The 12,102-nt window shown below is 62.3% G+C and carries 8 protein-coding genes; 1 reads left to right on the top strand and 7 read right to left on the bottom strand.

Annotated features, from left to right (window positions below; all coding sequences use genetic code 11):
- Positions 1–278: 278 nt before the first annotated feature.
- The 6 genes from HB634_RS04050 to HB634_RS04025 all read right to left on the bottom strand — a co-directional run bounded on the left by HB634_RS04050 (position 279) and on the right by HB634_RS04025 (position 7,943).
- On the bottom strand, positions 279–953 hold the full coding sequence (locus tag HB634_RS04050) for a hypothetical protein (RefSeq protein ID WP_213947640.1): 675 nt from the start codon (positions 951–953) through the stop codon (positions 279–281).
- A gap of 223 nt (positions 954–1,176) precedes the next feature.
- Positions 1,177–1,515 carry a hypothetical protein gene (locus tag HB634_RS04045; RefSeq protein ID WP_157503926.1) on the bottom strand — a complete coding sequence of 113 codons (339 nt, stop codon included), beginning with the start codon at positions 1,513–1,515 and terminating at the stop codon, positions 1,177–1,179.
- Between the two features lie 186 nt (positions 1,516–1,701).
- Positions 1,702–2,550 carry a hypothetical protein gene (locus tag HB634_RS04040; RefSeq protein WP_213947639.1) on the bottom strand — a complete coding sequence of 283 codons (849 nt, stop codon included), beginning with the start codon at positions 2,548–2,550 and terminating at the stop codon, positions 1,702–1,704.
- The gene (locus HB634_RS04035) at positions 2,547–3,086 is read right to left on the bottom strand and encodes a hypothetical protein (RefSeq protein ID WP_063571284.1); all 540 of its coding nucleotides are present in this window, start codon (positions 3,084–3,086) and stop codon (positions 2,547–2,549) included. The genes HB634_RS04040 and HB634_RS04035 overlap by 4 nt, the downstream gene beginning before the upstream one ends.
- A gap of 79 nt (positions 3,087–3,165) precedes the next feature.
- Positions 3,166–5,778, bottom strand: a complete 2,613-nt coding sequence (locus HB634_RS04030; RefSeq protein ID WP_213947638.1) for an Ig-like domain-containing protein — start codon at positions 5,776–5,778, stop codon at positions 3,166–3,168.
- Positions 5,779–5,840: 62 nt separating this feature from the next.
- Positions 5,841–7,943, bottom strand: a complete 2,103-nt coding sequence (locus tag HB634_RS04025) for a hypothetical protein (RefSeq protein ID WP_213947637.1) — start codon at positions 7,941–7,943, stop codon at positions 5,841–5,843.
- Positions 7,944–8,350: 407 nt separating this feature from the next.
- Here HB634_RS04025 and HB634_RS04020 point away from each other — a divergent pair, with 407 nt between their 5' ends.
- Positions 8,351–10,930 carry an autotransporter outer membrane beta-barrel domain-containing protein gene (locus HB634_RS04020; RefSeq protein WP_213947636.1) on the top strand — a complete coding sequence of 860 codons (2,580 nt, stop codon included), beginning with the start codon at positions 8,351–8,353 and terminating at the stop codon, positions 10,928–10,930.
- Positions 10,931–11,306: 376 nt separating this feature from the next.
- On the opposite strand, the gene HB634_RS04015 is transcribed toward HB634_RS04020, so the two are convergent.
- Positions 11,307–11,975: a hypothetical protein gene (locus tag HB634_RS04015; protein ID WP_213947635.1), complete on the bottom strand. Its 669-nt coding sequence runs from the start codon at positions 11,973–11,975 to the stop codon at positions 11,307–11,309.
- Positions 11,976–12,102 lie beyond the last annotated feature (127 nt).

Genomic DNA, 12,102 nt, shown 5'->3' with positions numbered 1-12,102 from the left:
TATGGCCTCGTACCCGTTGGGAGAGCGCGAAGGCATAGGCCAAATGGACGAGGCGGCAACAGCGAACCCATGCGAGGCGCTGAATGCGTCGCAAAAGCTTGCCGTGGTACCCCTGTCATCCCTCATCCACCGTGCCGTGCCTTCGGCTTTCATGCGATCCCCCGTCACGCGTCAGGGACGGTGTGTCCCTTTCGCGTCTGTGGAATCTTTATAGCCCGCGGGTCAGGGGCGGCATATACAACTGGCGTGCTAGCCGGGGTGGGCAAATGGCTGAGGGCTCATGGAACATCGAGGACCAGGACGGCATTGCCCTGTACGGCTCCCGGGGAAGGTTGCGTTGAAGCCAGCGTCGACCTCAGGTTGACGGTGACCGGATAGTTGGCCGTGACAGGAATACTCGCGCCAGTCGCGCCATCGAGGTCGTTGACCGTCAGTTTCGAGGTAATGCTGCTATCGGCACGTAGCGGCACCACCGAACTCGGACTGCCTGGACTGGCGATCGCCCTGACTATGACGGTCACACTGCGGTTGCACAGGACGGTGGCCGTGCTCTCGGCGGAGTCGCCAATGACACCGGCGACCGACACGTCCCCGTGAGCCAGGGGCGACGGTGGGGTGATGGAGCAACTAAGGGCTACCTCGCCCACCTTGGCGCAAGAGCCCGGATAGATGTTCATGTGCGAATTGGCGGCACTGGTATGCCATGCGCCTGCGCACCAGTAACCGGACAATGGAGGGTGGTTGGCGGTGTAATACCCTCGTCCGTTAACGACGGCACTGCCTCTCATGCATGTGGTGAAGAACTGCCTCGCGGTGTCACAAGGGGGCAACGCGATGGAAAGTCCCGCCAGGGAATACCAGCTTCCCGGATCGCACGTGGTGGCGGAAGGATCTGCTACCCAGCAGAGTTGTCCCCTGCTGTGATAGTTGTTGGCGCATCCGGAACCGCTCATGCATACGTTATCTTGGGCATCCGGGGTATAGGTGATTCGAAACGAGAATGAATATCCCGGATACGGCCCGTTCGGGTCGGGAATGATGTTATCTATTCTGAGTCCTGCCATGACCGGCATGCAGACGATGAGTGTCAGCGCCAGAATGAAGAGTCTTAGCGTTTTCATGATGATTCACTCGGTGCGGCGAGAGCAGGCGGGATGCGCGGTGCGGGCAGGGTGGTCAAGGATCTGGGATGATAGGAACGTTGACGACCAGCAACGCAGTACCTTGCAGGTCGCCAGCGGTTGGTGCAGCCGTAGCCAGGGTCGATGTCACAACGACTTTCGTTGGAGGTGTTGGCCATCGGCCGCCGCCTGGAATGGAAAGATTCACGCCGGTAGCGCCATCCATACCGTTGACTGTGAGTCGCGACGTGATCGTGCCGTTCGGCCGCACGGGCACGGTTGACGTCGGATCGCTCGTGCTCAGGAAGGCGCGCACGGTCACAATCGACGCGACGGAGCAGGAAATCCATATTTCCATGTTGGAAACGTTGTTGTTGACACTGACAGCATCCATGTCGCCGTGAGCCAATGGAGTAGGTGACGATACGGTGCATGCGGGCTGCGGCCAGGCGCGTCCCCCTGAGCTGGCCTCGCCTTGACGAAGGCCGCTAACTGCCGCGTGCCCTTGTGTCGCGGCGAACAGAAGTGCAAAGGCAATGCATGAATGGTCTATCCGTGACATGTGCATGGTTTCCTTCCTCTATGGGATGTCCACAATCAGTACCGCGTTCCCCTGAAGGGTTCCCGGCGTGGGCGCCTCCGAAGCGAGGGTCGACGCCAGCCTGAATGTTGTCGTTGTTGAAACAGGGACGGATGCACCCGTGGCCCCATCCGCGCCGTTGATCGTCAGGGTCGCGGCGATGCTTCCATCAGCCCGCACGGGTACCTTCGATGTCAGTTGGGTCGTGCCAAGGACAGCGCGAATGTGCACGGTCGTGGCACGCGAGCATGAGATGGCGAGATCGGTCGACGCGACACGGCCATTTACCTGCGAGGCCGTCATATCGCCGTGGGCAAGAGGCGATGGCAACGCGACCGAACAGGACACCGGTTGGACAGGCCGGGGATCGGGCAGTGCATAGCAGTATCCCGTAAGCGTGATATTCGCCGGCGCTGGTAGCCAGCTGGGAAGGTAGGACTCTACGTGCGCCGTACCTTCGCAGACCTGATCTCCCGGCTGCCAATCATTGATGTCCAGCCGCGGTGCCGTCATCGAGCTCGCGCCGAACGCTTGAACCCATGCGGATTCGACGGTCGCCCAAGGGGTGGGTTTACAGCCGAAGATCGTTGCCTGGCAGGCTTGTCCTGCGAAGGCATAGGTGGGTGGGCCGACGATCAGCTTCTTGTCGCGCGACCGTACCGGTCCGACCAGCGCGGTCCACGATCTTCCGCCTGCCGACCCCGGCAGGTTTGCGGTGACGTAGATGCTCAATTGCGTCGGCGTGGCGCTGAACGACATCGACGCGAATGCCTCCGCCGGTGCAAGCGCAGAGCCGGCTAGCGACAGGAGCAGGAGCGTCCGGCTACGTCGGGCGGGATACGGGGTCACGGTGACGCCTTCTCGGATGAGATGGTTTCGCACTCTTCCGGCGTCCCCGGTGCCATCTTGAGATCGGCGTCGGTGGTCCTGTCGTAAGCCTCAGCCAGCATCACGCACCAGGTGCCGCTTTCGAATAGCACGGGACCCGGTTCCTTCAGTTTGCCAACGGGATACCGGTCATGGACGGCCTGGATGGCTTGTCCCCAGGTTGTCGCTGTGGCGTTGACGATGGCCTTGAAGGGATGCCACTTGTGCAGCGATCTATTCCTGATCAGGAGGCCAACGAAATGCCCTGCAAGCACCTGTTCGTTGCCGTAGTCGACCGGTGTCGTCGTCCACGACCAGTTGACGCCCAGGTTGGATTGGGGATCCTGGATAAGGCTCAGGGTCGCCTTGGCGCCAGGAGCGGTCGTTGGTGCGATTACGTTTCCCGTAATGCTTATCGGTTGTGTCAGTTCCGTGGCATGGATCGCAACTGACCACCCCATGACCAGGCAACTCGCTGCTGACGCACGGAGGATGGCTTTGACGACAGAGGTTCGCATAATGATTCCTTTCAAGTCGATGATGCTGCTTTCACAGGCGCCTTCTTCAGCCGAGGTAGACCGTGACGGTCGCGAAAGCTCAGCCTATATAGAAAAGCACCTCGGTATACGGAGAAGGTTCGTGGACTCCTGTCGAGGTCACCAGATACTCAAAACCCGCCGCGGGGGTCTGTAGTTCGGCGACGAGCCTTTCGATGTCGCTTTTCGGGAAGAAGAATTCCTGATCCTCGATGATGGCGACTTTCAGCCGGCCTAGCGAACTGGTTGCAAAAGCCGTGACGACCGAAAGTTCAATCGTCTGCCCGATTGCCATGCCCTGGAACTGCTTGACGACGATCCTCAGTCCTTTCGACGCGTTGATTCTCCCGATGTCGATTTTCCCATTGAAATCGACGAAGTCCGGTACGGGTGCGAGCAGCTCGATGACGTCGGACGGATTGACGGAGACGTTATAGAAGTCGGAGTGGCCAGCGTCGTCCGATGCAGTGACGGTGGCCGGGCCGGCTGCCCTGGCCGTCACGGTGCCGTTGAACTCATCGACGACGGCGACCGTGGTCGCGCTGGAGGCGTATCGATACGGGCGCGTACCGCCGGTGGCCTCGCGCTGCCTGGTGTCGCCGATATCCAGAACCATCGGTGTGCGATCGATGGCGAAGGCCGATCTCACCGTGACATCGTAGGAGCCGGCGTGGTTTGCGTCGTCGCTGGCGGTGATCACGCTCGAGCCGGCCGCCCTGGCGGTGACGACACCGTCGGCATCCACGGTGGCGACGGTCGTGCTGAGGGACACGTAGCCGTAGGGCAGGGTGCCGCCGGTGGGCTGTCGTTGCTGGCTGTCGCCAATATCCAGTGTCATCGGCGTCTCCGCGATGGAGAAAGGCTGCGCGACCCCGACCTGGAAGGACGCTTCCCGCGACGGCTTGCCGTCGATGGTGTACGAGGCTTTGGCGTCGCCATCGTTGACGGCCGGCCAACCGGGGAAGTCGACCGTGAGGGTCTCTCCGTCGTCGAAGATGCGGTCGGTACGGGTTTCGGTCGTCCGGCCGGCGACGGTGGTGACGACGGTTGCACCGGCGACGCTCGCGGTCCCGGCAGGCACGGTCAAGCGGAGTTTCGGCAGCGTGGGCGACACCGCGCCGTCGATCAGGTCCAGGACGACGGGTGGGGCGAGCTGGCCGGGCGCACCTGTTTTCCGTATGAGCAGGTCGTGCGGCTCGGACGGGTGGATGGCCAGCGTGCCATCGAGCGTGCGGATGGTGTAGCTGAAGGTGGCCGGGTGGTCGAGGAGTTTGCTCACCTGCGTCTTCGTCCAGACGAAGGTGTAGGAGGTGTGGCCTTCGCCTTGACCGACGTTGTGGGTTTCTTCTTCGCGCACCGGGCCGATATCACCGGTGCCCTCCATGGTGAGGGTGACGCGCGAGAAGTCGACCAGCGCCTCGCTGTCGGGGATGACGATGCTGACGTAGTCGCCGGTGATGGCATCCAGCGGCAGTTCGCCAGCCTGTTCGCCGATCACGATGACCTCGGGTAGTAGCATCTCTGGCAGGGCATCGACGACGTAAAGACGGCGGTAGGAGATGCCGCCGTTGCTGGTTTCGTAGTGCACGCGGACGATGCCGCCGGCAAGGACGAGCAGGTCGCTGCCGGCCAGGGCGAAGTCGAGGTAGTAGTCGGAGGCGGTCCAGGCGAGGGGTCCGAGCGTGGTCTCGTGCGTCTGTTCGTTACTGTCGACGCCTTCGAGCACGACCGTGACGCTCTCGCCGGGCTTCCAGCCGGTGTAGCGCGGCACTCGCGCAAAGCCGGCGATCATCGTGGGGTCGATCGCACCCTCGATCGGATTCTTGGCGTCATCGAACAGTTCGATCTTCTCGAGGCGGTCGCCCGCTTCAAGCCAGATATCGAGCAGCAGATACGGCGCATAACCGGAGCGATTGCCGACACGGTCGACGATCTCGTAGGTGACCGGCGTCTGCGGGCCACCGTGGATGGCTTCGATCTGCTCGGCGGTGAGGATGAGCGTCTGTGTCGTAATGGTGTTGGCGATCGCGGGAAAATCGAAGCGATACCCGCCCAGGACCAGGGTCAGCTTGTCGTCCGTGGTGATATTGGCCCAGGGGCTCACGGAGAAGGTGACCCCGGTCGTACCCTCCTCGACCGGATCGGGGTTGGCGGTCGGTGCGCCGAGATTGTCGTTGACCGGTGTATCCGGCCGCGGATCTTCGCCTCCCGGTCGCGCGGTCTTGACCACGACGTCCTGGGTGGATGAAGGCGGGTGCTCGCCACCGACGGTGCGCACCTCGTACCAGACCGTCTGGGTGCCTTCGCCGCTGTAATGGTCGCCGTTGCCGAGCGGATCCCCGGCGATGTCGACGCCGGGGATCGACAGCAGCTGCGCACCGTTGGTGTCCTTGACCGGAAAGCTCTGCGTCCACTGGTCGCCCCAGTGAAGCAGGATGGTGTCGCTCAGGTCAGCGTAGTCCCACGGCCCCACGGTAACCTGCACGGTAGCGAAGTCTCCCAGCAACTGATCGCGGCGCAACCCGCCGTTATAGATGCCGTGGATGATCGGGGGCGGCAGATTGGCATCGGTACCCTGCGGATGCGCCACCGCTGGCAGTAACAACGGCCGTCGGCGCGCGCGCAAGGCGGCGTAACGTGTGACGAAGCGGGGCGACGCGAGATGATCCTTCATCGGTGTACTCCTTGAGTCAGCGTGCCTGACGCGTTGGCGTGACATCGCTTAGTGCTCGCAATTCAGAACTCCGGGCCATCCGAGAAGCGACTGTCGACCGCCACGTTGGCCTGGTCAGACGTGACCGGCGTGGTGTCGCCACTTAGCTTCGTCACGGTATATGTGGCATGGATGTGAATGTACTTCGAGAGTCCGCTGGCATCCGAATAGAGGTTGTACACGTTGCTGGGTACAGTGACCACGATCGGCTTGGCCTCGCCGGCTGCGAGCTCGTGATCCCAGTCATGGTCGGGGTAAGGCTTCTCATCTGTCGCGTGCACCGGGCCCTTGTAGAGTTCGAAGTGCACGGCGATCTTGTCGTCAGCGCTCCGATTCGTGTAGTCGGGAATCTCGAAGCGGGTGCTGGTGTAGTGGTAAGGATGCTGAGGAATTCTGCCGTCCGAATCCTTGTCGGCAAAGTTGCCCGCGTCCAGGTGGCCGTTACCGGGCTGCGTGTCGGTCCCATGGACCTTGATGGTCTTGGTGGGCGAAAGATTGACGTTCATGCCGCCGTCGGCGAGTGCATGTACGACTTCGAACCACACCGGTACCGAATCGCCACTTCCCTCGTCCTGGATCGTTTTCGCCGGAATGGGCACGCTCACGGGATCGTTGGGTGGGTCGAGCGTGGCGACGTCGAAGGCGAAGAACGGTTGGGCGCCATAATAAATGCGCAGCGTGTCGCCTATCTCGAAGGCCGGCCCGATGGGCGTATAGGCCGCATCGGTGAGCTTCTCGATCTGAAGTGTGTTGCCATCGATAGCAAAATCGCCGATCGGAATTTCGTCTATCACCCCCGACTTGGAGACGACCACCGGTACCTGCAATCGCTCGTTGACAGGCGTTTCCGGATCGGGGTCGACGGCCTTCTGATACAGGTTGAGGACGACAGCATGCGTGGGTGAAGTGCCCGCGGAGGCTGGGCCACGTATTACCGTGTAGGTGACGTTGGCCGGCACGCGTTTGTCTTCCGTACCGCTGGTAGAGCCAGCGAGCCAGACTTTATGCGTGCCCACGAAGGGGAACAGTATCTCCATGTCCTCGCCATCCGGACCGAGGTCTACGGGTCCGGCGTTCTCGCCATCGAGCGATAGCATGATCTTGTCGCCCGGCAGGTAGTCGTCGTTCCACGGAACGACCACGACGAAGCCCTCGTTCGCCCCGCCACGCGCGTCGGCGTGGTCGATGAGCGGCGCGTTGTCGGGGTCGTCCGGATCGTTGTCGTACGACGGTACCGTTGGCGCGACGAGGGTCGCGATCTGCGCCAGTTGGATGGCGACTACTACCGGTTGCGACGGCAGAGACGTCAAACCCGCACGATCTTCGCTCGTATAGGTGAAGCTCGCCGTCGGTGTGTCCTTGATCTCCTTCAGGAAGGCTTCGGTGATGTGGATTTCGATATGCTCGTCGACGACCACCGCGAGACCGACATCGCTCGATTCCTTGCCGTTGCAGAATAAGTGGATGCGATCGCCTGGCGCGATGCCCGCATAACCTGCGACTTCGGCCCAGATGTACTTGACGCCGTTGTCGTCCGTGCGGAGCTTGGCGGCCGTGATGCCCGATCCCTCAATGTCGTCCGCTTCGTCAAACAGGAGAGGTGCAAGAACATACCCGCGGCTCGGCTCCGTATAGTCAAAAGCAATGGGGACGGCATCGCTCTCCGCAGAACCCGACGCACCGTTGTAAATCACAGTCAGGGTATGAGTGCCTTCCGTCCGCAGCGATTTCTCCAGCTTTCCGACGTAGGGTGGTGGGTCGTTAGCGCCCACCTCGTGAGTGGCGAACTCGATGCCGTCGAGCTGATAGGAGAGCTTGTCTCCCGGGTAAGCGTCGTCAAAACCGCCCCACTCGATGTCGATCGGATCGTCGGCACTCGCGAACGATGCCAGGACCAGGTTGTCGGGTGGGAGGGGCGACGGAGGCACCGTAGCGAGCACCTTGGCGGCGACGACCGGCGAGACGATGTCTGCGAAGACACTGCTCTTCAGGGCGACACCGCGTTCGCCTACCCGACGTGTGGGAATTGCACCGATCGTGCGCCCGTCCAGGCTCAGGTTGCGCGCGCGCCGATCGACGACGAAGCCACCGGACGAGATAGCTTTCTTGCGGAACGAAATGGACATGGCATGCCTCCTTGCACTGGGAAAAAACTCCGATACCGAAAATGCAATCTATCCCTGTGTGGGGAAAAAAGAATAGGCCTTCCGTTGTAGGCGCGCGTGTACGAAATCGGACACCGAGGGTCTGCGGTAAGTGAGCGATCGAGGCGAACTCGCGTCGCGTCGCCATTCGCACTGTCCGATATCGGACAGTGCCGTCCGGATTTGCGACGCGGGTGCACGAAAAAGCCGTGAAAGCCAGTGTCTTTTTTCACAACTCCGTCATCGGATGCGGCGTAACTCCGCCCCATGCGAAGCTCATGAAGTACGGATTTTAGGAGTAATCCCAATAGCCCGATCGGGCGACGTGTGATGGAATATCGCGCCTCGCTTCACCGTACCACGGCGCCCGCTTTTTAAAGGATTCCATCATGATTTCAGAGATCTCGCACGCGGGTCGCGCGCGCTTGTTCGTGGCCATTGCGCTGGCCTTGACCTTACCTACCTCTCCCGTCCTTGCTCGTAACCTGATGCCCGGCGATAGCGCTACGGTGATCAACACGCCGATCGGCAACGAAGAGGCCTGGAAGCTCTATAGCGCCACGTTGACGGTCGCCCCTCAGGGCAGGACGCTGGCCATCGAGGCGTTCCATTCCGTGGTCACTGTCGACTCCGGAGTAGTGAGTAGTGCGACGGACGATGCGCTGAGGATCCATAACGGCACGACGCTCACGATGACGAATGCGCAGGTGGCGACGACGGACGGTGTGGGCCTGCATATGAGCAACGACGGCGGTTCCTCAGGTGGCCCTGGCTCAGATCTGGTGACACGTGCGGACGTGAGTGCTTCGCACATCAGCGGTACGACCTCCGGCGCCTCGATCGCCAACGCCAGCGTGTTGACGCTGGATGCCGGATCGACCGTCACGGGGACGAACGGCACGGGCATGAACCTCTACGATGGCACGGTGAACATCAAGGGCAACAGCAGTATCGCGGGTACGACGAACGGTATCCTGATATTGGGTGAGAACCGCTTCGGCGACAACGCGCCTTCTGGCAGGCATGTGGTGATCAACGGATCGACCGTGCAGGGTGGTGCGGGGAGCGCAATCCTCGTCTCGCCGCGCAATGCCACGATGAACGCGTCCGATGTTGTGCTATCGAACGGTAGCAGTCTCATCGGCGGTAACGGGTTGTCAATCGAGGCCAACGGCGCGGTATCCACGAGCATAACGGCATCGGACAGCAACCTGATCGGCGGGGTGGCCGTGACGGGCGGAGCGAGCGTCACGTTGAATCTCCTTGCGGGTAGCTCACTCGTGGGCGATCTCGATGCGGCCACCGGGCGGATCGACAGCACGCTCGACGGCGGAGACATGCGCGGCAGCACGCAGGGCGGCGTCGCCATGACGGTAGCCAACGGCGGTAGGTGGACCATGACCGGCGCATCGTCGATGAATACGCTCGTCCTCAACGGAGGCGGCGTGACGCTGGGCGATGGTTCGACCGCCCAGGCATTGACGGTTCACCGTGACCTCATGGGTACGGGTGGCAGCCTGACGTTGCACTCGGTTCTCAATGAAGGCGGCGCGCTCACCGCGCAGCATACGGATCGATTGCTCATCGAAGGCAATGTCACGACCACTGGTCCCACGGAGATCATGGTCATACCAACGGGTGCCGGCGCACTCACCGACGTCAATCAGAACGGTGTCGTCGAAGCGGGTGAAGGTATTTCGCTGGTCCAGGTTGCCGGCACCTCCCGTGCCGATGCTTTTGCATTGCGCGGAGGCTACGTGGCTGCCGGCCCGTGGCAGTACACCTTGCACGCGTTCGGTCCGGGAGCGACCGACCCGACGCAGAGCGCCTTTGCGAATGGCACGCTCAGCTGGGACTACCGCCTAGGCAACCGCTACGTCTGTCAGGTGGACTGCGATCCTGTGGATCCGACCAGGCCGGTCGATCCGGGTGACCCCGGCAATCCGGAAAACCCCGGCGATCCGGGCAATCCGGTCAATCCCGTCCTTCCGCCCGACAACGGGCGCGTCGCCGTCGTACCGCAGCTGCCGTCGTACCTTTCCGCACCGGCAGCGCTGCTGACCTACGGCGACATGATGAACGACGGTCTGCATCAGCGCCTGGGTGACCTGCGTAACGGCTCGTCGCACGATCCCGTCGGTGGCGAAGTGTTCGCACGTTACCTGGGCGGCCAGCTGCGCTACACGTCGAACCTGTCGTTCCAGCGCTACGGCTACGACTTCGACCAGCAGGTCAACGCATTGCAGGTCGGCGGCAGCCTCATCGCGCTCGATGGCGACAACGGCACGTTGCGCGCGGGTTGGGCAGCTGACCACGGCACGACGCGTGTCACACCCAAGGCAGCCGACGGCAACAGCTCGGCGAAGTACAACGCCAATGGCATGTCTGCCTGGATGACCTGGCAGCATGGCGGCGGCCTGTGGGTCGACGGTGTGCTCGGTTCCACGCGCTACCGTGGTGATGTCGGCACGGACCTGCGGGGCGGTGACGTCGGCACGGTGCGTGCGAATGGCTGGATCATGTCGGTCGAGACTGGCATGCCGTTTGCGCTGGGCGACGAATGGACCGTCGAGCCACGCTTCCAGCTGAAGCACCAGTCACTGAATTTCCGCGACTTCACCGACGGCGATGGACTGGACGTCCGCCTGGGTACCGCGAAGCAGACGAGTGAGACGGTGGGCGCACGCCTCATGCGCACTGCCAACCCGGTATTCATGCCGTACGCCAACCTCGATCTCACGCATACGAGCAACGGCGACCCGAGCGCGGACGTGTCCAGTGCGGACTGGGGCCTTGCCGATCGCTTCGGATCGGGGCGCGTGGGCAATGCGTACAAGGTGGCTGCGGGTGCGGTCAGCCAGCTGGGCGAGCACGTTCAGGTTTTCGGTGAAGGCACGTACCAGCACTTCGTCGGCAGCTATGGCATGCGGGGTTGGGCAGGTAACGTGGGGGTTCGCGTTACGTTCTGACGGGGTTTCTCGTGGGTCGACACCGCGGGGCCGCGTGCGAGGTGCGCTCTATGCATCCAGCGTCCCTTGCGCGTTCGTGCTCAGTCTGAGGCCTCCGTGCCCTTGGCGTCCCTGCGCAGACTGAAGCGGCCTTGCTCCCTGCATATTCCGTGGCGTTTCCTTCGACTCGCCGCGGCCCTGGGTGTCGGGAACCAAAGCTAATCCCATGTAATTGCGAAGAAAATAGGTCGATGGTTGTAGGCGCCAACGTACGATTTCGGACAGGTACCGTGACAGGTATCGACCTCATGTTGTCCGTCATTTGAATCGAGCGGCGACGCGAAAGGGCCGCAGGCGATCCGTCAGCACTCACGAACGTCCGAAATCGGACAGCCGCTCAGCGGATCGCGATGATCCAGAGGGCGGCACCTTGCACGGGTGCGACGGTCCAATGCACGCGATAGGTACCTGCGGCATTCACCTGACGCCAGGCCACCGCGCCTTGGACGCCACTTTCGTCGGGTAGCTGCACGAAGGCATCAATGAGTTGAAAGCCGTCGCCAGGTGTTGCCGTCATGCTCTTGACGCCACCGTCGCCCCACCAGAAAGCCAGTAGCGTCGCCGGGCCATCGACGGTGATGTCGTCACTGGCGACGATGAGTGCCTTGTCAGCGTAGTTCTGCGCAAAGGCCTGTACGCGCGATGCGTTGCGCACTTCGACGAAGGGTAAAGATAGTTCGCCTTTGGGCTCGCCGGGCTTGGCAATGGAAACCGTGTGCGCGGGACCACCTTTTCCCGCCACGGCCACATAGGCGCGGACATCGAATCGATCCCCATAGTCGGCATAGGTGAGGGGGTGGCCCAAGGCTTTCCACCGGTTTCCGTAGCTATCGACCGGTGGGCTGTCATTGTTGCTGTAGCCCGCGTTGAACACGACGAACACGCTTCCGGTTGCCTGGGTGTCCACAGCCGGCGTCACGGCAGGGCTGACGCCCAGACCCTCGCCCTGGCCAAGGAAGACGTGGGCGCCGAGCGAGGGGGGTGGGGCATCGGTGGCGAATGACATGACAGATACTCCCAGCAGGAGCCCTGCCAGCATGAATCGGCGTGCCTGGCGCATCGGCCCTCTCCAAAAGTTGTACTTGCAAGGTGTCCGGGCGTGGGCCACCCTTGGCCGGGCGACGGTTCGCACG

The organism is Luteibacter sp. dw_328 (genome assembly GCF_018449605.1).
GTDB lineage: Bacteria > Pseudomonadota > Gammaproteobacteria > Xanthomonadales > Rhodanobacteraceae > Luteibacter.
The sequence above is the reverse complement of the archived record's forward strand: the minus strand, read 5'-3'. Positions and strand labels throughout refer to the sequence as shown.

Excerpts from the sequence above, each read along its gene's own strand:
- HB634_RS04050 (WP_213947640.1), bottom strand. The coding sequence starts at position 953 with ATGAGCGGTTCCGGATGCGCCAACAACTATCACAGCAGGGGACAACTC.
- HB634_RS04045 (WP_157503926.1), bottom strand. The coding sequence starts at position 1,515 with ATGGATGCTGTCAGTGTCAACAACAACGTTTCCAACATGGAAATATGG.
- HB634_RS04035 (WP_063571284.1), bottom strand. The coding sequence starts at position 3,086 with ATGCGAACCTCTGTCGTCAAAGCCATCCTCCGTGCGTCAGCAGCGAGT.
- HB634_RS04030 (WP_213947638.1), bottom strand. The coding sequence starts at position 5,778 with ATGAAGGATCATCTCGCGTCGCCCCGCTTCGTCACACGTTACGCCGCC.
- HB634_RS04025 (WP_213947637.1), bottom strand. The coding sequence starts at position 7,943 with ATGTCCATTTCGTTCCGCAAGAAAGCTATCTCGTCCGGTGGCTTCGTC.
- HB634_RS04020 (WP_213947636.1), top strand. The coding sequence starts at position 8,351 with ATGATTTCAGAGATCTCGCACGCGGGTCGCGCGCGCTTGTTCGTGGCC.
- HB634_RS04015 (WP_213947635.1), bottom strand. The coding sequence starts at position 11,975 with ATGTCATTCGCCACCGATGCCCCACCCCCCTCGCTCGGCGCCCACGTC.